The organism is Shewanella sp. SP1S1-7 (assembly GCF_031932105.1).
In the GTDB taxonomy this organism is placed as follows: Bacteria; Pseudomonadota; Gammaproteobacteria; order Enterobacterales; family Shewanellaceae; genus Shewanella; species Shewanella baltica.
In genome coordinates, this window is sequence record NZ_JAUOEU010000011.1 from 1 (window position 1) to 24,945 (window position 24,945).

Annotated in this window: 21 protein-coding genes and 1 tRNA gene; 6 read left to right on the forward strand and 16 right to left on the reverse strand. The window is 40.7% G+C overall.

What is annotated here, in order from left to right:
- The 6 genes from Q4Q49_RS10585 to Q4Q49_RS10610 all read right to left on the reverse strand — a co-directional run.
- On the reverse strand, positions 1-592 hold a 592-nt coding region (locus Q4Q49_RS10585; protein ID WP_311999310.1), incomplete at its 3' end, for a DMT family transporter.
- 2 nt (positions 593-594) lie between these two features.
- On the reverse strand, positions 595-1,047 hold the full coding sequence (locus Q4Q49_RS10590; RefSeq protein WP_259562348.1) for a GNAT family N-acetyltransferase: 453 nt from the start codon (positions 1,045-1,047) through the stop codon (positions 595-597).
- 70 nt (positions 1,048-1,117) lie between these two features.
- Positions 1,118-1,681 (reverse strand): Crp/Fnr family transcriptional regulator, encoded by a 564-nt coding sequence (locus Q4Q49_RS10595; protein WP_259562349.1) that lies wholly within the window; start codon positions 1,679-1,681, stop codon positions 1,118-1,120.
- A gap of 468 nt (positions 1,682-2,149) precedes the next feature.
- A complete protein-coding gene (locus Q4Q49_RS10600; protein ID WP_311999311.1) occupies positions 2,150-3,412 on the reverse strand; it encodes a HipA domain-containing protein in 1,263 nt (420 codons plus the stop codon).
- On the reverse strand, positions 3,399-3,734 hold the full coding sequence (locus tag Q4Q49_RS10605) for a helix-turn-helix transcriptional regulator (RefSeq protein WP_311999312.1): 336 nt from the start codon (positions 3,732-3,734) through the stop codon (positions 3,399-3,401). The genes Q4Q49_RS10600 and Q4Q49_RS10605 overlap by 14 nt, the downstream gene beginning before the upstream one ends.
- A gap of 804 nt (positions 3,735-4,538) precedes the next feature.
- Entirely contained in the window at positions 4,539-5,054 is a 516-nt protein-coding gene (locus Q4Q49_RS10610; RefSeq protein ID WP_311999313.1) for a hypothetical protein, read from the reverse strand.
- A gap of 148 nt (positions 5,055-5,202) precedes the next feature.
- Between Q4Q49_RS10610 and Q4Q49_RS10615 the strand changes: the two genes are divergently transcribed.
- Positions 5,203-5,616 carry a hypothetical protein gene (locus tag Q4Q49_RS10615; RefSeq protein ID WP_311999314.1) on the forward strand — a complete coding sequence of 138 codons (414 nt, stop codon included), beginning with the start codon at positions 5,203-5,205 and terminating at the stop codon, positions 5,614-5,616.
- A complete protein-coding gene (locus tag Q4Q49_RS10620; protein ID WP_311999315.1) occupies positions 5,616-6,917 on the forward strand; it encodes a DUF6575 domain-containing protein in 1,302 nt (433 codons plus the stop codon). The genes Q4Q49_RS10615 and Q4Q49_RS10620 overlap by 1 nt, the downstream gene beginning before the upstream one ends.
- 143 nt (positions 6,918-7,060) lie before the next feature.
- On the opposite strand, the gene Q4Q49_RS10625 is transcribed toward Q4Q49_RS10620, so the two are convergent.
- The 5 genes from Q4Q49_RS10625 to Q4Q49_RS10645 all read right to left on the reverse strand — a co-directional run bounded on the left by Q4Q49_RS10625 (position 7,061) and on the right by Q4Q49_RS10645 (position 13,148).
- Positions 7,061-7,996, reverse strand: coding sequence for a hypothetical protein (locus Q4Q49_RS10625; RefSeq protein ID WP_311999316.1), 936 nt, complete (start codon positions 7,994-7,996; stop codon positions 7,061-7,063).
- 81 nt (positions 7,997-8,077) lie between these two features.
- The gene (locus tag Q4Q49_RS10630) at positions 8,078-8,776 is read right to left on the reverse strand and encodes a RelA/SpoT domain-containing protein (RefSeq protein WP_311999317.1); all 699 of its coding nucleotides are present in this window, start codon (positions 8,774-8,776) and stop codon (positions 8,078-8,080) included.
- Between the two features lies 1 nt (position 8,777).
- Complete coding sequence (locus tag Q4Q49_RS10635; RefSeq protein WP_311999318.1) at positions 8,778-9,875, reverse strand: ParA family protein; 1,098 nt, start codon at positions 9,873-9,875, stop codon at positions 8,778-8,780.
- Positions 9,876-10,245: 370 nt separating this feature from the next.
- Positions 10,246-11,517 carry a hypothetical protein gene (locus Q4Q49_RS10640; RefSeq protein WP_311999319.1) on the reverse strand — a complete coding sequence of 424 codons (1,272 nt, stop codon included), beginning with the start codon at positions 11,515-11,517 and terminating at the stop codon, positions 10,246-10,248.
- A 752-nt stretch (positions 11,518-12,269) separates the two neighbouring features.
- Positions 12,270-13,148 (reverse strand): hypothetical protein, encoded by an 879-nt coding sequence (locus Q4Q49_RS10645; protein WP_311999320.1) that lies wholly within the window; start codon positions 13,146-13,148, stop codon positions 12,270-12,272.
- Positions 13,149-13,966: 818 nt separating this feature from the next.
- On the opposite strand from Q4Q49_RS10645, the gene Q4Q49_RS10650 reads away from it, so the two are divergent.
- A complete protein-coding gene (locus tag Q4Q49_RS10650; RefSeq protein WP_107947334.1) occupies positions 13,967-14,176 on the forward strand; it encodes a hypothetical protein in 210 nt (69 codons plus the stop codon).
- Between the two features lie 545 nt (positions 14,177-14,721).
- On the opposite strand, the gene Q4Q49_RS10655 is transcribed toward Q4Q49_RS10650, so the two are convergent.
- On the reverse strand, positions 14,722-15,180 hold the full coding sequence (locus Q4Q49_RS10655; RefSeq protein ID WP_107947332.1) for a 5' nucleotidase, NT5C type: 459 nt from the start codon (positions 15,178-15,180) through the stop codon (positions 14,722-14,724).
- 32 nt (positions 15,181-15,212) lie between these two features.
- Positions 15,213-16,454: a site-specific integrase gene (locus tag Q4Q49_RS10660; protein WP_115334762.1), complete on the reverse strand. Its 1,242-nt coding sequence runs from the start codon at positions 16,452-16,454 to the stop codon at positions 15,213-15,215.
- Positions 16,455-16,804: 350 nt separating this feature from the next.
- Here Q4Q49_RS10660 and xisR point away from each other — a divergent pair, with 350 nt between their 5' ends.
- Together xisR and Q4Q49_RS10670 are read left to right on the forward strand one after the other, a co-directional pair.
- Positions 16,805-16,993 carry an excisionase family protein gene (gene xisR, locus Q4Q49_RS10665; RefSeq protein ID WP_014620713.1) on the forward strand — a complete coding sequence of 63 codons (189 nt, stop codon included), beginning with the start codon at positions 16,805-16,807 and terminating at the stop codon, positions 16,991-16,993.
- 5 nt (positions 16,994-16,998) lie between these two features.
- The gene (locus Q4Q49_RS10670) at positions 16,999-18,273 is read left to right on the forward strand and encodes a site-specific integrase (protein WP_311999321.1); all 1,275 of its coding nucleotides are present in this window, start codon (positions 16,999-17,001) and stop codon (positions 18,271-18,273) included.
- A 410-nt stretch (positions 18,274-18,683) separates the two neighbouring features.
- Here Q4Q49_RS10670 and Q4Q49_RS10675 read toward each other — a convergent pair.
- The 3 genes from Q4Q49_RS10675 to Q4Q49_RS10685 all read right to left on the reverse strand — a co-directional run bounded on the left by Q4Q49_RS10675 (position 18,684) and on the right by Q4Q49_RS10685 (position 21,899).
- Positions 18,684-18,771, reverse strand: a tRNA-Ser gene (locus Q4Q49_RS10675).
- 213 nt (positions 18,772-18,984) lie between these two features.
- On the reverse strand, positions 18,985-20,979 hold the full coding sequence (locus Q4Q49_RS10680) for a nitrate- and nitrite sensing domain-containing protein (protein WP_311999322.1): 1,995 nt from the start codon (positions 20,977-20,979) through the stop codon (positions 18,985-18,987).
- Between the two features lie 287 nt (positions 20,980-21,266).
- Complete coding sequence (locus Q4Q49_RS10685) at positions 21,267-21,899, reverse strand: YchE family NAAT transporter (RefSeq protein WP_006086441.1); 633 nt, start codon at positions 21,897-21,899, stop codon at positions 21,267-21,269.
- 319 nt (positions 21,900-22,218) lie between these two features.
- Here Q4Q49_RS10685 and adhE point away from each other — a divergent pair, with 319 nt between their 5' ends.
- Positions 22,219-24,822 (forward strand): bifunctional acetaldehyde-CoA/alcohol dehydrogenase, encoded by a 2,604-nt coding sequence (gene adhE / locus Q4Q49_RS10690; protein ID WP_311999323.1) that lies wholly within the window; start codon positions 22,219-22,221, stop codon positions 24,820-24,822.
- Positions 24,823-24,945: the final 123 nt, after the last annotated feature.

The window sequence follows — 24,945 nt, forward strand, 5'->3', positions numbered from 1 at the left end:
CCCAATAGAATATAGCTAGGCAGCCAGATATCGGTAGTGAAAGTAATGATGTCCAAAAAAGTGTGCTGACAACAGTTTGCTCCGTTGGTAATTTTCTCGCGGTAAGGTTGAACAACGCAATTGTGAATGTGGTAACAAGGGCGAAGACTGCCGCCAATTCAAATTCTGATGGTCTTAAAACCACGATAACTCCTGAAAACCCTATAAGAGATAATACACTGCTCTTAATCGTTAGTTTCTCTCGGAGAAGTAAAATCGATAATGGAAGCATCATTAGTGGCGCAGCATGAAAAACCGCATTAGCCGTCGCTAAAGTTAAGTGAGTGATTGCAATTACCATACAACCGCTGCCTATTATAATTAGATGTGCCCTAAATAGATTGAGTTTAGCGCTATACAGTTTTCGCTTTTGTTTGGACTGCTTTAACCATAAAGGACAAATAACTAAAGTAGAAAATAATTGCCGTATAAAAATGTACTGAAAGGTTGATACCTCCCCATTAAGTAACTTAACTGCGACATCAGATAGTGAAGCAGCAAGATTACCTAATATGAGAAGGATAATCGCGAGGTTTACCACAGAAAAAGACACTGTTATTTTTCCAACTTCATATCGATATGTGGGATATCATCCTCCAAATACATTACAGAAGTCGGCATAAATCCATGGTTTTGGTAGAATTCTGATAGGTGTTCTTGAGCGCCAATTTCGATTGACTCTCTGGGCCACAACTTGTCACATGCACATAGAGCCTCTTGTACCAGTTGATGCCCTATGCCACCTCCACGAGAACTTTTTGAAATAGCAACACGACCAATACTGACGGATGGATAACTAACCCCCTTTGACATTAAGCGTGCACAGGCTATTAACTTGTCATCTTGATAACCCAGTAAGTGGTAAACACCTTCTTGGTGATCTTTACCATCCAACTCAGGATAGGGACATTCTTGCTCGACAACAAACACGTCAACTCTGAGTTTTAGCAGTTGATATAGTTGCATTGTTGTTAATTGGGGAAACGGATGGAATTGCCAAGTAATCATTTTAATTCAGCCTTACAAATAGTGATATCCGAAATTTAGCAAGGTGAATAAGTCTAGGCATTAACAATTGTTAAGTTAGGCTGCGTTTTTTGATACGACTAAGGCTGATAGGTGTAATGCCAAGATAAGCTGCAATTTGATAATCGGTGAGACGCTCTAACAAGTTAGGATAACTGTTACAGAACTGTAGATAGCGTTCTTCTGGAGTATAAAGCAACATAAAACGCTCTTTGTTTTCTTTATACATCAGTTGTATTTCCAATAGCTTGAGATAAATACTATATTTATTCTCACGCCATTTTCTTAATGTTTCGATAGGGAGAGACATAATCGAGCAAGGGGTAAGTGATTCAAGTTGGTATGGTGATGGCGTTTGGCTAACTAGGCTTTCAAAACCGATGATCCAGTCATTTTCCCAATAAAACTGTTTGCTAAACTCTTTGCCCTTGTCAGTAAAATAAACAGCGTGACATATTCCTTCTAATAGAAAGAAAATCTCTTTTGCAACTTCCCCTTGATGGTGAAAAATATGCCGACTAGGCAAAGAACACAGCTTTGCAGATTGCTTTAGTTGTTCTACTTCGTGCCGAGTAAAGTCATTTTGTTGTAACTGCTCTAGGAAAGCGTCAAGCATAATTGGTTGTACCTAAGTATTTATCTATAACCAAACGTTAACTGAATATTTAAGCACACAATAAATTCGCAAAAAACAATTAAAGTGGATGTGTGCAGGTGATGATAATCTACATTAAATTAACATTCTATGTGCCATTTTATCCCCCAAGGTTCCTTATTTGTAGCTACGAAGGAATTACAAGCAAGAATCGTAATTAATAAAACAAGAACATTTCGCATATTCACCTGTAGGTATCATTTATCAGCAAGACTTTGCAAGGTAGCATACCCTGTGAGTTTACTATCTGCCAGTGTCTACTTATCGTTCAAAGCCGATCTTTAGAGTAATTGCGTTAGCTCGTTAAGGGCATTAGCTTGTTAAGATAACAAGCCTAGAATCTTATCGTAGTGAATAGAGGTTCATACAACTTCTGCTCGCACGGTCATTATCCATTTAGATACTTATGATTCCATGTATTCTGAGACGTTAGCGATCATCTTGCGGCTTTAGGTGTTCCATTTCATTGAATATGTAGTCATTCAATATCACACGTTTGAAAAGTAACTTTCGCGTTACTTCAGAGACATCTACTTCGTTACACACGGATTCAAACTCTTGAATAATCGTATTAATCTGCGATCTGATAATTTCTTCTGCTTTTTCGGCCTTAATATTGAAGCTTGGTGCTGCTTTCAGACAAAGTGATAACAGAGACAAATTTGAATTGTCGAAGAGCTTCATTCCATGATTTGCCTCCCCACCGCTACGGTTTTGTGGACAAATATCATAAGCAGGTGATAGAGATATTTTATCCCCTTCGACAAAGAAAGCGTGATTGCGAGCATGGTCATCCGTATTGCCGATCAGCACGTTAAATACCATCCGTGCAAATAGCTCTTGGCTATCAGAGGCAAATGCGATGCAATACTGCTTCATAACGTTTACTAGGTCTACATAAGAAGCCTCGCTAGCCAATGCTTCATCTAAGCCTAAAACTGTCAGTCCGGACACCATAGAGCGACGACACCAAATACCACCAATCAAGTCTCTATCGAATCGTTTAACAAGAAGAACATCTTTGCCTAATGCTTTTTTTAATACAACTTCGGCCACATTGAGTCCGGCTAACTTAGCTAACTTCATGGCTACGTATTCTGAATAGACAACCTCGTAAGTATCATTTTGGGATGAAAACTTAGCAATATACTTAGCTTCACCACCAGTGATCATCGCTTTCGGACGAGCACCTCCCAGCGATGTACAATGCATAAGTGCTTTATCCAAATCCAACGGGATTTTCTTACCTTGAGCGACGATTTCAGACACCAGGTATAACTCTTCAAGCGTGGCTGCATCAGTAGAACGATCAACATACTCAGTGGCCGATTCTTGAAAGTCGAGAGAACCGATCCGGTCTGAAGCGGAATGCATCAAATACGTTATTTCGTTAGACTCAGCATCATAGCCTTTGCTCATCAGCCGAGAAATAATGGCCCTACGTCCCCAAGCATCAGGAGCTGCATCACGCAAGCATGAGAATATAGACATGCCTTGAACTGGCTGCATAGTACCAGCAGAAAGCGGTAATTCATGTGAGTAAATTGGCTCTGCATCTGGACGCTTCAAGTAAGACTGACCATAGGTAAAATGTTGGCCAGATTCATCAATAGTGAGTCTACCGGCTACCACAGGTTCTGACTGTCCTCTAAGCCATTTCCAAACGAAGCATTGGTTACTAGAAGTCGTCATCCAAAATTACCTTTTTCCTTCTTACTCGATTAGGCAGCAGTGCTTCTATTTTCGCATTTGTTTTATGTTTAATAGCAAACCGATTTTCATCGGGTTCAAATAAGGAAACACCTAACACCCAAGCAGTTTCGAAGTAAAGTCCGATACTTACAGACGGATCACCCTTAAGAATCTTTATCATAGTGGGCTTAGATGCCCCAACTCGTGAACACAGCTCTTCTACAGTGAGTTTCTTTTCCTTACGCTGGATTGAAAGCAGAGTGGCGAAATGAGCTAGTGCAACACTAGCAACAGTGCCAATTTGAATTTTATTCCTTCCCACAAGTAAATTACTCTTTACCATAAACTAATTAGAGTGAACAATAATTTACCAAAACCCAAATGTCAAAGTAATAGGCCAAAACTAGCTTGGTAAAAAATAATTTACCTTAAAAATTTTAAAGTAAACTATATTCTACCAAGTAAGCATCATTGAAATGGCAGAAAATGAACAACAGAGATCCTATCTGAACTCTCTATTAGGTCGTTGGTTTAACACGCTTCGGGGTAAAACGTTTTAAAGCATCAATCCACTTCTGGACATTTTCCAAGCTACAATTTTCAGTCGATATATCTATCTTCATCGCGATATTAAAGGACAGCACTTAAGCATTAGCATCAGTAAATCACTTTTTGAGGAGCATACTGAGTTTGATACTCAGTATTTAATGGGCTTGGAAATGATGATGCTATTGTTGATGTATAAAGATGAAATATCTGGCTATTGAGAGTTGTTTACTGCGGATTCAAGCAGTTATTAGGATCGTCCCGACTCTCAATTTTGACACCGACGAACAATTCTGGGCTGAGCAGATTATTGAAGTTTAAGTTTAAGATAACGTTTAGCAGTGATGTTAAGTGTTAGCCCTTACTCGCGAACCCAAAAGGGTTCGCTTCCATACATAATCAAACTTGTTCACGAATTAAGTCCATAAATCATTTTTAATTAGGCTCTAGCAAGATGTGACAACACAAACACTTTAGAACAGAAACGTATCAGATTACTCACTAATTTAGTTACAGATGAATTACTCGGATTAACCAATTAACGCATGCTTTGATTTACGAACTACATCACAATTTATATTCACTCTTTAGACTGAGACTTCAAAACACTCACAGAAAGCTCTTGCAACTTCTTAATAAACACATCCCAGTTGTAACCTGCAACACCACCAATAGCTAAATAACCTAGAGTCGCACTTTCTGGGCTCTTTTCACTACTAACATTTCCTGCTAATACAAATAACCCAGCTTGAATCAAAGCAAAAACCAAAATCCCTACAACAAGAGCAAGCACTGGAAGAAAAAAATATCCCCATATGTGGTCAACCTCGAAAGATTTTTCAATCGCTTTGTAACGATGAAATGAAGTTATACCTAATAGGGCACTACCTAATAATGAGCCTATTATGACAAAATTCAGGAAATAAATGAGCTCTGGAAATTGTGTCCGTTCATCCCCCCCCCATAGCCAAGTAATTGACGAAAACTGGTTTAGCCAACCATCAAATAGAAGCCAAACGGCTCCAAGGGTATATGCACAAATATAAAGAGGCACAATAACTACTATTTTACTATAAGCATTCTGTATCTTGGACACCCAAATTCTCCCTTTAAGCTAAGTCAATGAATAAACTACAATATGCAATAAACTATTATGCATTATCAAGCGTTACATGATAGCATTAAAGCAATAATTTCGGGTGTAAAAACACCTCTTCAGGCAATTCAAAGATTCGATATTTAGAATGATCAATAACAAAACTGAATATAGTTGGCCAGCTAACTTCCCTGAAGGGATTCCTGCACTAGAGGAAACAGTACCAGCTGAAGGCTGGGTATACCGACTGGCAAGAACATTTCCACCAACACAAGTGGATTTTCTCCCTCATAGAGAAGAAAAACCTAACTACCCTTACAACAAAGACCAAATCCCGTTGTCATATGGAGTCTCTGTTTGGACGAAGCTAGATAAAATCAAGCAAGTTGCACGAAATTATCCTTATCCAGAACAATATGGGAATTGGCATACTGTGTGTGGAAGCTTATGCCCAGAACTAGGCGTAATACCTAAAGAACTGACCATGAGTGGGCACGTAACTTTATGGGTACAGGAAGGAGCTAAACCTCACGAGTACATAAGTCATAAGGTAGAAGAATAATGAAAGTTTTACCTAGAGACACATATTTAGGCCAACTAAGATTTTTTGAAATCTACGATGACTTTTATGGGCCAAAATGCTTTTCTGTAAAAGATGAGTTAGATCACTTACATCTAGTTTACTGGGGTGGGGACTACGACGACCACACTTGCACCAAGTGGGTTTACGCTCCTGTATCAACTGCAATCCTTGATGAATTACTTCGTGAAGAACGAACTTTTCATAGTGTATTTCAAAAGTCGAAACAATTAAAAATTGTTTCGACTTTTGATGAGAGTCGTGGGCTACCTACGTCTATTGAAGAACTTACAGAACTTAACTGCGCTTCTGTTAATCTACCTCCAAAAGGTTTTTCAATTGATTTTGAAGAAATACAATCAATTGCCCCAGAATCTAATTGGGACTTTAACTTACGAATAGCCAAGCGTAGTGGCCATAACTCTCCAAGTGATGGTGCTGTATCCAATGTACTTTCTGCATTTGGGGATATGATCAAACTATTAATGAAGGACGAGCGTAACAAAAAGCCTGGCATATACCCATTATCAGCTCAATATGGTTCTTTTGATGTGAAGCTTGGTTCAAGTAACCAAGATCGAGCGGCTGTCGCTATAGAGCTACTTGAGAGTATCCTCGCAGATGAAAATACGATTCTAGACAAACTAGAAGAATTAGAGGTTGACCCTTACCGTCTTAAAAACCTTCTTGATGTTGTGAATCTCGACAGCCTTGAATTAACGCTTCGGTCAAAAACATCTGATACTTTGAAAAAGCCAATACGAATTAGTTCAGTAAGTCTATTACCAATCATTAAGAAGCTTGAAGAAAGTACCAAAGTGTTTATTGACTCAAACAAGGTACCTCAAGCCAACTGCTTAGACCGTGTAATTACAATTGTAAAGCAAAGGTTAAACGGTGGTGAGCTTAAACATGAATTAATTGAAGGTATTACTTCAGACCGCCAAGTGGATTACCACACACATGCTGCAAAATGTTTGGGGCTCCTTAACCCAAATAACACCGTTACAACTGCTGGTCGTGTCCTTTTACAGAAAAACAATGATATTGCGAAATATCAATACCTTGCCGATAGATTTGAATCTAGCGATTTTGGCTGGACTTGGATGAAATGGGCTGAAGTTACCAGCATAGTAGAACTTGACCCTGCAACAGCTGAACAATTTGTTAAAGAAAGGGTAAAAGGCCTAAGAAGGACAAGTATTGCACGACGATCCAGCTGTTTAGCCAGTTGGGTGATTATTTTAAAAAAGTTTCATAGAGGCTATAACGAAACTAAATAGAACTCTAAGTAATAAAAAGGAGCCGTTAGGCTCCTTTTTATATTCATTGGTAAAATTATTGCGCCAACCTAATATCTTAAATTGTAGTGGCCAAACGCAACACATAGCCAAAATGCCACGCGATGCAAATCAGTCTTAAACAGTTATAAACCGATTTCGATGAAGTGATCTTCATAAGTTACATTGAGCACTATATTATTAAAGATCCACGTGATATGGGAGTTTTCACCTCTGCCCTTTTTTGGTCTCTGACGAACGTACCAAATACCAAAAAATATATACTCAGCCCCAACTTTAAAGTGCTTCAAAAGCCGAGGATCTTTAATTGTAATTTCAGGTGTCGGTTTATTTATGACACCTTTCTCATTCACTTCAATGAATGGGGATTCTAACTTTATTTGATGATATCTAAAGCGCTCTGTTGGCGGACTAATCTCTTTTATGTGCCCTGATATCGCCAAAGGCGGTGTGGTTTCCTCTGGTTTATAGTATTTCAAAAAATCAAATAGGTTACTGATATCGAAGAAGAATTGGCTCCAAGGTATTTTACTCCCCTTAAAATCAAGTGTTACCAAAGAAGAAAGTTCTTCTTTTTCTTCACATAATTCTCTTAGTTCTAATATCTGTTTTAGTGTACGTAGATAATTGGTTAAGTGCCCTTTGTTTGAAAACTTTTTATTTTGTTCACCTGTTGCTCCCCAACTAGCCCCTTTTCGTTTCACTTGATGATCTGTTAACTCCCTTAGCGCTCTCAATAGTATGTGTAAACGAAACTCATATTTGAATGCTGAAACAGCTCTGAATACTTCTGAGTCAGAGCTCTTAGCGACAAGTTCTAATCTCCCAGATAAATCAAACTTGCAACTCAAACTATGTTGCTCATATCGCTTTAGTCTAAAACATGGAGCAATTTCTACCGTTTTTGACTCATACTTTCTGTTATGTCTTTTGACAAAACTAAGTTCTGCGTGGCACCCGTCGACGCTGCAAAATAGCTTACCAAAAGGCTGTTCTTCAAAGCCTAAAGCAGAGACCAAAGTACCATTTACTCGAATCGCTTCTGGAATTTTACTACCCACTATTCCTCCATAGGTTTATAACGCCCACATTTATGACAGGCTTGTAGCGGAGTAGAATACCAGTCCGACAACATGTACTTGTTATGCATTTCGTTCCACATTTTGAAGAGTGTTTAGCTCAAATATTGAATCAGAAAGCCTAGTTCCTGCTCCTACGACTCGGGCTAAAACTTTGAGCTGTTCCTGTATCACCTTGCTTTTAGATGGTTCCGGATAATTGAAAGTATGATCAATCTCTCCCCAAACTTCTTCAAATAAAGTGCGAACTTGAACCTCGCAGGTGATGTTGCTGTCCGCCCTAGGTTTAAACACATAATGTACACTGGTATAAAAACTTTCTTTAAGCTTGGGGGAAACCCCTAAAGCAGCAAATGTTTTGGAATATTCAGGATCCCATGTATATGCCTTTGGTGGCTCAAAAAGAGCAAGTTCCCCCGATTCAACATATTTCATTAGCGTTTTATGAATGGCTTCAAATTGACCAATATAAAGGTGGAGTATTCGTATACCACAAATATCAGTAATTCGAGCTTTTATGTTGTCTTTCGTTATAGGCCCCTTCCTCTCACCTTCAGGCAACATTAAATCATCATGATTTTTCCTCTCAATTTTGCTTTTTAGATGGTCAAGATCCTTAAATCTAGACTTATAGCTATGAACCAACTTTTTAAGCTCAGGATCTCTGTTTATATAAGATAAAAATTTGTCATGGAGTAATTCATACGAATGCATATCGTCTTTAATGAAGTTAATTGCGTCATCCAGATTGATATTTTCCATATTAGAGTAACTCCAATCTTTCCAATACATCATTGGCAAGTTCTAAATAGCCCTTTCGAGTATCGAAATAGCTACCAGCATTCCCTTTTATCGTAGGTTTTTCATCACCTAAGTTTGGAAGATTTGGAACCTCCCACATTGGGGCTTTATATTTTTGAGCCATTGTCGGGAGGGTGCCATGGCCATGAATTACAGAGTTACCACCTATTGAACTGTCAAAATATTTCTTGCCACTGTTTATTAAACAGTCACTTGGGATAAAAGTTTTTATAGTTGTTGGAATTTTTTTTGCATAATTATAATGTGCGAGAGCTATGTTCAGCTCATTGGGAGCATCAGATCTTTTTTTGGCATTGTAGACCGTGTACCCCAAGAGTTTCACAAATTTACTTGGGAAGTATTTCCTTTTACTGTCAGATAGTAAGGAATACATTGTATTGAACTCCCTGCTCCATACGGAAAGAGCATTACCAATATTTCTAATACCGTAGTCAGAAAACATATCAGGAGCACAAGGGATAAGTATTGCGTCAGCGCTTGATATAATTACTTTATTAAGAGACCCTAGACTAGGGGATGTATCAATAAGTGTAATGTCATAACCAAATTTTTGAGAATAGTCTTCACATATTTTTCGTACTGAAGTAACAATTCTGATTGCCTGAGGCTCACCTAAAAAAGCTTCGCTCCAGTGTTTAGCTAGTTTATTTTCGAACAGGTGAAGGGTTAGTCTACCAGGAATTAAATCTAAATTAGGCCTCAGAGAAACAGGTGTAGATAATTCTTTTTCTTCTGATTCGCCGTCTTCAATTGGTTTTAATAGATAATGTATCGAATGGTTATCATTTTGGAAAGCCTTAAACTGCTCGTCACTCATTTTTGATTTCGCAGCTTTATAGTCTGCAATATACTCATCTTCTGAATTCCAAATTTCCTCTAATCGAGCTTCGGAAAGACCGTACAACGTTAAATTAGACTGAGGGTCGAGGTCGATAAGTAAAACTTTCTTTCCTTTCTCTGATAAAGCTGCACCTAAGTGGTAGGTCAAAGTGGATTTACCAACTCCTCCTTTGTTGTTAAATACCGATATTATTTTCATCTATACTCCTTTATGAATATTTTGCGTCATCTGAGTTTGGTCTGTACTCTCGCTTGCATAACAGTTTATTAATGCACAAGCGCGTTTACCTCATTAGACCAGTAAAAACGCGAATTGTGAATCGCCATCAATTCAACAATCATCAGAGTGTCAATGAAATGTGAGCCACTCCTTAATCTCACCTCTAGGTGAGCATGAACATTAGTCGCCGATTCACTTCATCAGTAAATGAAGCTTATTGTTAATAAACTACCACTTTCAACATTACAAAAAGTAGGTCAATTGGCCCGTGGTCGCTAGTAACAAATAATCTAGCGGTGACTCTGAATGAGGCAGATAATGAGATATCAGTTTTGAAAGACAAAAGGAATCAATGAACACGAGAATACGTTTTCCCATCCAAGAGTCTTTTTACTTGGAGCACATTAAGAGCACCTATTTTATCTGCAATATCTTCCACAGATATTCCAACTAGATTGAGATCACGAGCTGTACGAACTTGCTCGACTGATAGGCGACCTTCAGCACCACAAATGATTTTTGCGGCATAACTGTCTTCTTTCCATAATTCAGAAATAAGGAGGTTAGGTACGCCGCTTCTCGGATTAGCTCGTTCGGCAGCTTCAATCGCAGTTAGACGCTCTTTCAACGTGGGCCGCTCTTTGTTAAGAACACCAAGCTTATGTAATTCGCGTATCCCCTTGAAGCCACCCGGGATCATATTTAATGCCCGTCCCTCCGCCATTTCGATATCCACTCGAGCTTCTTCCCAAGCCATGATGTCATCGTAAGACTGATTAGCAACGATCAGTTCAGACATGAAGTCGACACGCTCATTTTTAGCGAAATGTCTCCAAGAATTATAGAACTTTTTGTTTTCGCCCGATTCAATACCACGTATATGCTCTTTCATTCTAATCAACCAATTACGTGATGTAATACCAACGTAGTTGTATCGCGGCTCTTCTGGGATCCCCTCCAAAGTCGCATTGTTGTTCAGCCACTCAAGCAAATATGAGTCTGGGTGCTGAACAACAAAGCTATGGTAGTAACCCATGTGACCGTTCGGTTTCAATGGGAAGCCTTTCATGAGGTACTGAATCGGAACTGATATTCGCCATATATGACCGTTGAACATATCTTTGTATATGTGCAAGATTGCTCGATGTTCATCTGGTGGCCGATAGCATGATCTGCATTTGCAATCACTGAGGTTATAGACCTGAACGGTGGATTCCAGCAAGGTCTGTTCGCTCCAGCTTTCATGGAAGCGAGGCATGTCTTGTTTAGAACCATACCTAATTGTCAGGTCGAATGGTGCAGAATAGAACGAACGATCCCTCATTATTTCTGAATGAGACACTAACTTGCGATTGTATTTTTCCATTTCATCAACAACACCAAGCACCGTACTTTCGTATTCTTTGCTTAGATATTTAGGCTTTACATCGCCGCCTCCCATGCGAATAACAGCTTCGTCATTTAAAGCTATGAGATCAACATCAATCAGTTTGGCTAAAATACCTGAGGGAAAAAAACTACCGAGAAGGCGTTTAACTTTTAATGGGTCAATGTAACGAAGTTTTTTATTGTATTTTTGTTGTTCAAGAACCTGATTAATATGTTTGCGACGAACTCTCATATCAAATACCTATTGAACGCTATTTCCTGCCATTGGACACCAATTGATCTCCAATATTTTGTTTATAGGCGGTTTTTAGTCCGGCCCTATGAGCATATCGAACGATTTTTATATAGTTGTATCCAAAATATCACTCCCGAATACAAGATTAAATTACTAGATAAATGAATCACCACAGCTACTCTCTTCACCTTGTTGTATTACTAAAATTTAGTCAACTGATTCATGTTGGCAAAGAGAAAAAAACTGGCGCTAAAACGTTTTTAGGCAATAATGTTTTAAAGCATCATCCACTTTTGTACATTTTTCGGGTTATAAATTTCAGTCGACAGCGGCATATTAGATAAAAATAATGCTATTAAAGTAGCCCATTTCACTCAATCACTTCAAACCGGAGACAAAATTAGTTTTCCAATTTAATCACCGCGTAGTAGCACATAAAGCTTTTAAGTAACCTAACCTTAGAGCTGTAAATGATTTGTTATGTCTCTTTATTTTTAATCCCATCGTTTGAAATATTTCTTCAACTTGATTGAATTATCCTAAGATGTGCTTACTTATCAATGTGGGGAACAGGGACGACCTCGCAATGAAGCCTTAACAGGTTGAAATAATAAAAATTATTATTTCAGATGGCAGTACCAAAGTGTGCAGCCGACTTCATCTACTGGTAATGCATTGTAAAATCTTTGTATACCCTTCAAAAGGCACTTAGGTGCCTTTTGTCGTTTTTGGAAATTAGAGATTGTTTGCTAGCGATAAAACCGTTCGGTGAGTTCATCACACAGCAGAGTACGATAGATAATTCGTTGCTTAAGTGATGCCGCATCTTGCGCAGTTAATAAAGGCTGACGAGTCTTTTTATCAGGCCTTGTGGTTAGCTCCTCATAGAGCTGCTCATGAAGTCGTTTAATGTCGCTAAAAATGTGCAAGGATTGAGAAAACAGCATGACCTTATCGTAGTAGCCTTGCCCTATCCCATCATGCCATTTCAGTAAAATGGTTTGCCGCGCGGCTTTTGTCTTAAAGGAATGCTCTATTTCGACGGCACAAATGGTTCCATCCACCTCCCTCACTATTCCATCCACATTTCGCACGCTGCTGTGAGTAAAACGCCGTTTAAACTCGGGCTCAGTCATCATGGCACACCATAGCGGGTTAGGTTCTCCGTTGGGCTTGTGATGATGGATGCCTTTCAACAACACAAACTGCATGATTAAGTCGTGCATTAAAGTGTTCTGGTTCACTTGCAGCGCCGGATGCTCTTTCGCACGATAATAGACTGCAACATTCAGTAACTCTTCGGCGTATTTTGCGCCACTGTAAGTGAGTGTATAAACACGGCCATCGTGGGAACGATGGGTAGTAACAAGGCAGAGCAGTTGCTCTTGGACAAGCTTATTTAAATGCTCCAGAGATTGCCGATGGCTGATGCCATAGAGCCAAGCAATGTTACTCGGTGAAATCAGACCGAATCGAGCCACCAATTTCATGGTGAACTCGCGGCGGATTTTCCCCGTTTTATTGTTATTTACGCCAGGTCGATATTGCATATCGAAATTCAAAAACGGGTCGTATCGAAGTGGAAGATTCGCGACCGATTTATCCTTTGCGCTACTGTGTGATGTCATTAAAAATACCTTTGATTAAATGGGTACAATTAACTAGCCATCGAGGGGACAAATTTAACGCATTGATGATATTTTTGAGTGAATAATTGCAGATTTTCATCACGATAAACTGCTTTCATCCTGTCGGAATGAAAATAGCGATGAACATCGCTACCAAGCCAGCCTTTGGCTGATGAGTCACTTGCTGCGCAAACGACTCAGATGCCCTGAAGCGCCCGCCAGCTCTGATGACTCGTCATCGACGCTAGCTTACGAACTCCGTTCTAGCACTCCACGGCATCAGACGCGCATGCACCGAGCTACGCTCTGTACTAACCGCATTTTCGCCGCTCACGTCGAGGGGGCGATGTGCCATCTTATTCCCCCTCGCGTCTCGCTCACTTTTCTCACGAAAAGTCTGGGGTTTAGCGGTGTATTTGTGCCAAATTCACCCCTAAATTTTGCTGAGGCAAAACTAAAATGCGGTTAGTACAGACCAGCTGTACATGCGCGTGCTCCTTTGAGCCATTACTGCGTAATCGCCCAAATCCGCGCTTGAAAGCTTGTTATCACAAGCACTTTTGTCGCAGAAAATCGTACCGATTTTTGCTCGTCAAAAAGCACATTCTGTTAACGCCAACCTGCAAGCTCAGCATTAAAATGTCGTCACTAATGTGAGTGTGAAGTCCGAGACAAGATAAAAAAATGAAAGAAAAACTACAAAACTCACTCAACATTTTTATTGTCCACCATTGCGAAAAATATGCTTGAAAAAGTGCTTTTTTTCATTAATGTCAATTTAGGAGCTTTACTCTTAATCACATTAAAGGAATAACTGCATGACTGACAATAATCACAACGGCCCGATCGTAAACATTGATGGCACACCTATGATAAGTAACACAGGAGTCGATGTGCATGGCAACCCATTTGGCATTACTGAATCCGACACATCGGCGTGTAATAGCAGCACAAGCGATGATGCTTGGTCATTGCCTAACGACACATTTAGCTGCGATTTCGACAGTGGATTTGGGGATGGTTTCTAATTATGCGCCGTCATCTAAACGACAAAACACTTGCCAAATGGATACCTTTAGTCCTTTTGAGCATTATCACTATCATGTGCTTTTGCTGGTTTATCTATACTGAGGATATGAATTGCCTTTTACCTCCGTTAATACTGCATATTAAGTACGCCTTCGGTGTTTTAGCCTATGATAGACGTTATGCAAATACACCCGAGCCAGAAGATCCATGGGTGCGTTTTAAGTACATGATGTTCCGGTTTTGCTAAACCTCAACGTAACTAACCAGACAAATTAGTGAATGACGCCTATAGGGCGGTTAAGGAAAAATGATGGAATTTTTACTACCAATTGCGCTAATGATTATTGGCAGCATAGTGCTTGTGAAAAGATGTAAGCCAAAGAAATAGATAAGAAAAAACTCTGAAACCCGTGACCATAGTAAGGAATCTGCCTAAATGTTAAAGCAGTTTCCTTATTTAAATCGCATCGAAATCAATCTGGCTCAACCACCACTTCGAGCCAACAACTTTCGCCAGTTAGCTTGACTATTAAGTAAGGCGTCATCATCTGAGAAAGTTATTAAATAACTCAATCTCAACAGCACTCCAGTCTGGAAAGCGTATTGAACCAAACTGCCACAAATCCCCCTTAAAAAACTCTTGGCCCTTTCCTTCAACGTGGTCGTCGATAAGAATATCTCCCTTCAGCAATCCTTTGTTCGGAATTATGATAAGACGACTGACATATTCCATGCCTAAGTGTTGCTCTACCCAAATACGCTTCTCCATATAACACAATGGATTTTGCAAACTTGGCGCTGTGGCTATGTAAGGTTCAATTTCTGGATGTTCGAGCATCTTTTTCATCACAGCAATGCCACCTACTTTAGGGGCTAAGCAGCTGAAAAATCCCAATTCAGCTTGAGGGTATGCCTGCTCAGGTTTCTGGAGTTTTTTAAAGGTTACAGCTTCTGTATAATTTACAAGCACATCGTCCATGTCTACATATACGATTTTTGGCATATATTAACCTTAAGTAATTTCAATCATTTAAATCAAAATGTGAAAGCTTTTTCAGCCATCTCTCTCATGCAGTATTTTTGCGTTGGTAGCCACTTACCATAGTGTTTCTCGATCATCTTTATGCTGGTATGTCCCATTTGCCGAGCAACCCAAGATAAAGGTAGTCCTGCCGAAATTAAGTGCGATGCAAAGGTATGCCGCGTTTGACTTGGCCCTCTAAAACGAATCCCAGCTTTCTTCAAGTGGTAACAATAAAATCTTTGTCTCAAGTGGGCATCTGAAGTGTATGCTTTTCTAGTATTACTATTACAAAATACAAAGTGAACACGCTGCCTCTCTATAGACTTATTGTCCTCTCGAAGCACATTAATCGTTTCTAGTGCAGAATAATTATAATTATCACGCTGATCAATGAGTATTGTTTTTGCCTGCGGGAGTAACTCTATATGCCTGTTACTAGATAGGTTTTTTGGCTTTTTGTAAATGCCTTCAACGACTGCACGCGAGATATGAATTGTATCGTTCTCTAAGTCAACATCTTCCCATGCCAACGCCATCAACTCACTGACCCTTAGACCGAGAAAGCAATTACAAATGATCATATTGACTTCAGATTGTCTATCTGTGGCCACTGATGCTATTTGGGTTATCTCTTCGGCTAAGAATGGATCTGGTACTTGCGTTAACACTTTGAGATTTGTAACGTTAGTAGATTTTAACCTATCCAGCGGATTAACCGATATTGCCTCATCCAACAGCGCAAAGGTAAATATCTGATTTAAAATGCTTAAAATCTCCTTAATCGTTTTGTTACTCAAATACGCTAGTTTAGTATTCATCCATGATTCAATATCTAACGGCTTAATTTTATCAACTGCATCATTTGCAAAGCGAGGCACGATATGCGTCAGAATCTTATTCTCGTAGTTTTTAATCGTACATGGCGCTAACGTTATCCTTTTCGCGTTCAAAAAAGCGTCAATGTAATGATTGAAGAATTTAGCTTCAAGCTGTTCCTCTCGAATGAAATGATAATTATCAAGTTGCTTTAAAAATTGCTCATGATTATATTTTGCTAGATTTTTCAAATCACTAACGATTACTGATGCGCGTAACAATCCTTGTTCAGTGCACTCAATATCATCCAATGCCATACGGTATAGTTTTGAGTTAAGTTTAAACATCATTCGGACGCAGGTACTTGAGCGAATATCTAGATGTTTAATATTTTTTTTCTTACAAAACAATTTCGCTTGCTCAACTGTCATTAACATCTGGTCTATCCAAAGTATGAAATATACCTTGATATTAACTTAAATTAATGATATTAAAAGGAATCTTCACTGTGAAACTCAGCTTAAATTCCTTCCTAAACAAAATAGTCACTCCAAGAACTGCCCTAAAAAATAGTCAATTCAAAAATAATTTTTTTAAATATCAGTAGTGTTGCCTGGCTCGACAACAAACCTTAAATCAGAATAAAATAATTAAAAATCAGCAACATAAAAAAACCTATGAAGCTTGGGTTACAAAAATAAAAAGCAAAGAAAGCATAATCAAAATTTTCAGCGCCAAATCACTTCGATGACAATAACCTCATATCAACAAAATGCGAGGTTAAGATATGTCTCAAAAACTAGGATGGGTCACTGCAGAAATTTTGGAACGTTACAAAGGGTTAACTTATAACGCAATTAAGAGCAAAATTCGTCGTAAGGTGCTGATTAAAGGGATTCATTACAAGAAATTCGATGGTACGAATATGTTTCACTACGAAGCAATTGACGTATTAATCAATGAACAAGGGAATTAAGCACAGTGAAACAATTTCCTTTAAATACTGTGCAACTAACACCTGCTGAAGCAAAAGGGGTGATAAATCAGCATCAAATTAAAAATATTGAAGTACATGGTAATTCGTTAAGAGCTGTGTTTAAACGACAAAACAGGACTTATAAACAAACACTGTATGTGGGTCTTACATCTCTAGAAATTGTTTCCGTGATATCTAAGTTAGATGAATGGCGGAAGTTATCGCCAGCCGAGTTGGAACTCGCGTTCGCTAATTATAAAAGAAATAATACCAAAGTCCCTTTAACTATTAATGACTTAATAGAAAACTATACAAAAAACCACTATCCCACCTTAGCTCCCGCTACAGTCAAAAGCTATAAAGGTCACTTTAAGCGTATCTCATTGGCTATTGGTGAAAAAAACATACTTGAAATTAACTCAAATGATGTCTTTAAGTTTCGTAACGAACAATTATCTACGTTGGCATGGAAAACAGTGAATGAGACGATCAGGCTGCTGGATGCACTCTTACAAAATGCCGTCGACAACGGTGATTTAGTTAAGTCGCCGATCAATTTACGAAGAATGAAAATTAAGCAGGGTCATGGCGATAGCACAATCACTGAAAAATTATTCACGATCGGGGATCTTAACAAAATTCAGAATAGCATTTCTATTAACCCAATGATTGCACTCATTATATTGTTCAATTGTTGCGCAGGGCTCAGGTTTTCAGAGCTAATGGGTTTATCTTGGGAGGATATTGATTTAGAAAAAAAAATTATTACCATCCGCAGAGCGAGAGTAGATGGAAAATATAAAACCTTAAAAGTAAGAGGCGTCGAATCTCGTCAAGTCGATATTTTAGATCCTGCGCTTTGGATGCTGAATGAAATGAAGAAAAGGTTCTATGAACTATCACCTCAACAAACAATCAAGACTCTTGGTGCGGATTATAAACAAATCAAACAAGAAAATGTCCGATTCGTCTTGCTATGCATGGATACACAAACAAGCTATCAAAACGAACAGAAATTTAGAAAGGATTTTTATCATTTTCTGAAGGTTATCAACGTCAGCAAGACAAAACCAAACCATTGCCGACACACTTTTACATCCTTAGCATGTAATGAAGGTGCTAATCAAACGTACATTTCAAAACAACTCGGCCATGCAAGCGTCTTAACAGCAGAGAAACACTATCTTAAATGGAATAAATCTCCAAACAAAGTAGAACGAGATAGCGCATCCCAAAAGATAAATTCTATTTTTGAACGGTTCACAACCGCTCAAGGGTAACTATAGAGCTGCTTACATTAGATAAAATAAGCATGCCAATATCCAGCATTATTAAGGTTCTAAAAAATCACCGGAACAATGCTGGTTTCAACATTTCAACTGTTCTTCCCTTCACATTAGCTAAGCAACATTTCAGTTGTTTTCACCCCATCAAATAATTCTAGAAATTGTCGAACTAACATAGATGATTTTTTACACACCTACACTTGATAACATACCAACTGCATGTATGCCTAAGATGGGTAGATAAGTGCTGAATGAGTGAAAGAATATCACTAAGGTAAAACCGGAAAAAATGATTGGAAGGGAGATTTTAGGCTAAACAACTATATTAAAATCCACATTTGGATCCCAAATAGTTCCCAAAACAAAAACAGCGACTCGTAAGTCGCTGTTTTTGTTTAAGAATTTGGCGGTGAGAGAGGGAGTCGAACCCTCGATACGTTACCGTATACACACTTTCCAGGCGTGCTCCTTCGGCCACTCGGACACCTCACCATATGTCGATTTATGTTAGCGTGGTTAATCTTTCACGTTTAACAATCGCTAGCGATTTCATATAGCCTTGCCGAGAGGCTTTCATCGTTAACGGAGCGGTACTGTACGCAAAAGCCTAAAGGGGGTCAAGTAAAAAAGACTCAGTTTCAGGCGGTTGCGCAATTGCTAAACAAACCGCAGTCATTTCCTGAATCTTTTCACCGTTTTATACCGTTAATTGACGGTAAATTTGTGTACTTCTTTTGACATTAAATTCGCGTCAAACGTCAGGGCTTTGGTCAGTTCCCTAAGCTCATCGGAGATCCTTTGGGTATTGAGGTAAATCTCACTGATCTTCAATGCATTACGGTTTACGTCTTCGGATACGGCCGATTGCTCGTGGGTTGCGGTGGCAATTTGCTCGTTCATGCGGTCAATAATGTCGACTTGCTCCACAATCCGTTTCAGTTCAACGCCCGCTTGCTCGGCTTCATGAACACTGTTATTCGCCTGTGCCAAGCCTCTGTCCATGGCTTTTACCGCAATGCTCGCCCCAGCCTTCAATCTATCTGTCATGTTTTTAATATCAGAGGTCGAGGTTTGTGAGCGCTGTGCCAAACTGCGGACTTCATCGGCAACAACAGCAAAGCCGCGGCCCATTTCCCCTGCTCGCGCGGCTTCAATCGCGGCATTGAGTGCGAGTAGATTGGTTTGCTCTGCAATACTGCTGATCACCTCAAGCACAACCACTATGCCATGAATTTCACGGTCTAAGTCGTTGATGGCTTTAGAGGCTCCACTGATATCATCGGCTAAGGCTTTGATCGCTTTACTGGTTCGGCCGACTTCGAGGTTACCTTCTTTAGCCTCTATATTGGCGGCGGAGGACGCTTCGGATGCCTGCACTGCATTGCTGGCAATCTCGGCCACTGTCGCACTCATTTCAGTCATCGCCGAGGCCACTTGCTCTGCCTCGCTGTGACCCGCCATCACATCTTGCTCCATGGCGTGGGTACAAAGGTCCATTTGGGCAACCGCTTGCTGTAGTTTCGCGCCGCTAGCACGCACATGTAGAATAACCTTTTCAAAATCACTCATCATGTCGTTAAAGGCGATGGCAAGTTCACCAAACTCATCCGAGCTTGTTTGAGTCAAACGCACACTCAAATCATAATGTCTACGGGCTTGTGTAATAGTCGAATACAAATGATGCACACTGTCGTGCAAGTAGCGGATCACAGATAAACTCAGTATCAAGACTATCGCTAATACTGAGATTAAGGTCGTGAGCACTAAGAACATTTTCTCATTTGCTGAGGATAATCTCTCATGGGTGATCTTGAGTAAATCAGCTGAGACCTGCTGCTCATACTCACGTAATAACTCAATCCGCGCGGTTGATTTACTAAACCAATCTTCTGGGCTTTGTTGTTGAATTTTTTGATTATCTTGCTCAAATGCGATTTGACGTAACAGTTCAACGTCATGCATTGCAGCTGAACTCTGTAAACGGTTAAATGCAGCGGATAAATCCATTGAGGCTAAGGCTAAAAACCTTTCTTGGTAAGTATTTTGCTCCGAGACTAAAGTGATAAATTTTGCATAAACCTTAGTCTTAAATCCGGCTTGACCAAAGGTTGAGCTGAGTACCGCCCTTTCAATCCCCGCCCTCTCCTTCAATTGCAAAAAGGCACTAAAGGCTGCGGCTTTGATAGCGATTTCTTGGTTGGCACCCGTTTTTGCGGTTTCATCGACTATCGCCAGTAGTAACTTATTTAACTGAGTGTAATAGGCGACTTCGTCGGCGACGCTGATACTTAAACTGTCCACCTGCGAGCGAATTGAATTTAACCGCCCTAACTGTGAATTAAGTTCCTTAAGTTTAGGAGCAAATATCGCTGGCAGCTGATTTTGAGTGATAAATTGCTGATAGAGACTAAGCTGCGTATCCGTTAACTGTCTTTGGCTTGGTATTTTACTGGCGAAGGCTTTTCCTGCTGAGCCGATAAATCCTGCACTCATTCCGCGCTCTTTTTGTAACTCGTGTACTAAGTTACTGTTTGTTACAGCCAACTCACTCAGTTGCACCACTAAGGTTAAATCTTGCTTATATCCATATTTTTCAATGAGGTATAGTGTACCGCAGAGGAAACAGGCTAATAAGGGAGGTAAGACAACCATTAATAATTTTTGTTTTAGACTGAGATTACCAATCCATTGCCATTTCATAGAAATATCCTTTTAAACTTAGTGTTAGACCAAATAACCAAACACTAGGTATAGCATATGATTAACCATATAACGACTAAGGCTTATGGGAAAACTCAGGTTAATCCTCTGATAAACGAGGATTAACCGCATGTCTCATCAATAGCGTTAGATTTGGTTTTTCAGATAAGGTGAACCGCGGGATAAACATCAAACGAGTCACTGATAAAAACAAAAAACGCACGGGATAAACTCCAATGCGTTTCGTAAAAAGAAGGAAAAACTCAATTCTGCGGGGTAATACGACTCTAGCTAAAGAGCTGAGGGAATAATCCCTTTACACCTGCCGCAATCACTTCAATACCTATGGATAGCATCAACAGCCCCATAAGACGAGTAATGACGTTAATCCCCGTCTTACCCAAAATCTTATAGATAACGGATGCCATTCTAAACAGGCCAAAACTCACTAAACCAAACACAATCACAGTAATGAACATCGCAATGATGTTCGACAATGAATTATGCTCAGCGGCAAAGACGATGACCGAACTGATAGCACCTGGTCCGGCCATCAGTGGCAAAGCCAAAGGCACAACCGCCACCGACTCCATCGCCGAAGACTCGCGGTCTTCCTCTTGGTTGCGCTTCACTTCACCTAATTTACCTTGCAACATCGACATCGCAATAATGGCGATCAGACTACCACCCGCGATCCTAAAGGCAGATAACGAAATGCTGAACATATTCAGAATGTGCTGACCCGCCACAATCGTGACTAAGAGGATCACCACAACCGCAAAGTTGGCCACTTTACCCGTGTGATTCCGCTCAGCTTCAGTTTGATGGCTGGTTAAGCTCACAAACACAGGCAACAACCCGACTGGGTTGATGATGGCAACTAGGCCAAGAAAAAATTTAACGTAAAGAGTTAACTCCAAGGGACTATCCTTATATGCGTGTCACGCCGTCTTCATCAAAATATGCTTGAGGGGCAAGTATAGTATCTCAAGCGCTATTGACTGAAAAATGAGATTTTTGAGGTTAAATCACAACTTCGAATAATATTTAGTTATCGAAGCCGATGCATTTTCAGCGCAATTTTAAACAAACAAGTTACCCTAAGTGTAGTTTTATTACATAAAAGCCCGATATTGTCGGTAATATCACACTTTCAACGCGGTTTTAGGTGTAATTTTCTACCATAAAGAGGATTTAGTGAATGACTTGATTCACTAAATCTTTTTAGGAGTATTAATCATGACAGTGACCAATGCACAAGAACTGGATCTCATGGTCGAGCGTGTGGCAAAAGCACAAGCCGAGTATGCGACGTTCAGCCAAGCGCAAGTCGATAACATTTTCCGCGCAGCGGCCCTTGCCGCTGCCGATGCGCGTATCTCTCTGGCGAAAATGGCCGCAGCAGAAACCCGCATGGGTGTCGTTGAAGACAAAGTGATCAAAAACCACTTTGCCTCTGAGTACATTTACAATAAATACAAAGATGAAAAAACCTGTGGGATTTTATCTGAAGATGTCACCTTCGGTACTATCACCATTGCTGAACCCGTCGGCATCATCTGTGGCATAGTGCCCACCACTAACCCCACATCGACAGCGATATTTAAGGCTTTAATCAGCCTTAAAACCCGTAACGCGATCATCTTCTCGCCCCATCCTAGGGCCAAAATATCTACCACAACGGCAGCAAAATTAGTGCTTGATGCAGCCATTGCTGCTGGCGCGCCCAAAGACATTATTGGCTGGATTGATGAACCCAGCGTCGCACTGTCAAATCAATTGATGACACACCCAAGGATCAATTTAATTCTCGCAACCGGTGGCCCAGGCATGGTAAAAGCCGCCTACTCTTCCGGTAAACCCGCGATTGGCGTAGGTGCGGGTAACACGCCTATTGTTATCGATGAAACCGCCGACATCAAACGCGCGGTCAGTTCGATTCTCATGTCGAAAACCTTTGATAACGGTGTGGTTTGTGCGTCAGAACAAGCCGTGATTGTGGTTGACAGTATTTATGAGCAAGTAAAAGAGCGCTTTATCTCCCACGGTGGCTACATGCTGTCGAAGGATGAAACCGCGGCTATGCAGCAGGTCATTTTAAAAAATGGCGGTTTGAATGCCGATATCGTTGGCCAAAGCGCCGCCAGTATCGCGCAAATGGCCGGCTTTGAAGTGCCGCACTGGACCAAAGTGTTGATTGGTGAAGTCACCGACATTTGCGACAGCGAAGCCTTCGCCCATGAAAAATTATCGCCACTGCTTGGCATGTACCGCGCCATCGACTTTAACGATGCCATGGATAAAGCTGAAGCTTTAGTCGCACTCGGCGGCATTGGCCACACATCAGGGCTTTATACCGACCAAGATACCCAAACTGAACGTGTGCATGCCTTTGGTTTTAGAATGAAAACAGCACGTATCTTGATCAACACCCCAGCCTCACAGGGCGGCATTGGCGATCTGTACAACTTCAAACTAGCGCCTTCGCTGACGTTAGGCTGTGGTTCTTGGGGTGGCAACTCGATTTCAGAAAACGTTGGCCCGAGCCATCTGATCAACAAAAAAACCGTCGCTAAGAGGGCCGAAAACATGTTGTGGCACAAGCTTCCTGCATCTATCTATTTCCGCCGCGGCAGTTTACCCATCGCACTCGAAGAACTGAGCGATAAAAAACGCGCGCTGATCATCACCGACAGATTTTTGTTTAACCACGGTTATTGCGACGAAACCATGCGGATTTTAAAGGCCCAAGGCCTTGAAACTGAAATCTTTTACGATGTTGAAGCCGATCCCACTTTAGCAATAGTCCGTCAAGGCGCTAAGGTGGCTCAAAGCTTTAAACCCGATGTGATAATTGCGCTCGGCGGCGGCTCACCAATGGATGCGGCGAAGATTATTTGGGTGATGTACGAGCATCCCGATGTGGATTTTGCCGATTTGGCGCTGCGCTTTATGGACATTCGTAAACGTATCTACAAATTCCCTAAAATGGGCACCAAGGCCATGATGGTGGCAATTCCAACCACTTCAGGCACAGGCTCAGAAGTCACCCCTTTTGCGGTAGTGACAGACGAAATTACCGGTAAAAAATACCCGATTGCCGATTATCAACTCACGCCCAACATGGCGATTGTTGATCCTAACCTAGTGATGGACATGCCTAAATCTCTGACCGCCTTTGGTGGCATAGATGCGGTGACCCATGCTCTTGAAGCCTATGTCAGCGTGATGGCAAACGAATACAGCGACGGCCAAGCACTGCAAGCCCTCGACTTACTGTGCAAATATTTACCCGATGCGTACAACTTGGGCTCACAATCACCCGTCGCCCGTGAAAAAGTCCACAATGGCGCCACCATCGCAGGTATCGCCTTTGCTAACGCTTTCCTCGGGATTTGCCACTCAATGGCGCACAAACTGGGCGCAGAGTTCCATCTCGCCCACGGTTTAGCCAATGCGCTGCTGATCAATAACGTAATACGCTTTAACGCAACGGATCTGCCCACTAAGCAAGCGGCCTTTAGCCAATACGACAGGCCAAAAGCCCTGTGCCGTTATGCTGCCATCGCAGATCACTTGAAACTAGGCGGAAAAACGGATGAAGAAAAAGTCGAAAAATTGCTTGAGAAAATCACACACCTCAAGAAGACGATTGGCATTCCTGCTTCTATCCAAGAAGCCGGCGTCAACGAAGCCGACTTCCTCGCCAAGTTAGATGAATTAGCCGAAGATGCGTTCGATGATCAATGTACCGGTGCCAACCCACGTTACCCCTTGATTAACGAGCTAAAACAGTTGTTCCTCGATAGCTATTATGGCCGTGACTATAGCGATAACAACTAGGCCATCGCCTAACTATGCTAAGCGTGTGCTAAATAAACGCAGCGCGACATAAATGAAAAAGCCCTCGAATGAGGGCTTTTTACTGCGTGATGTACCGTGACTTACCCAGTTAATGAGTGACTT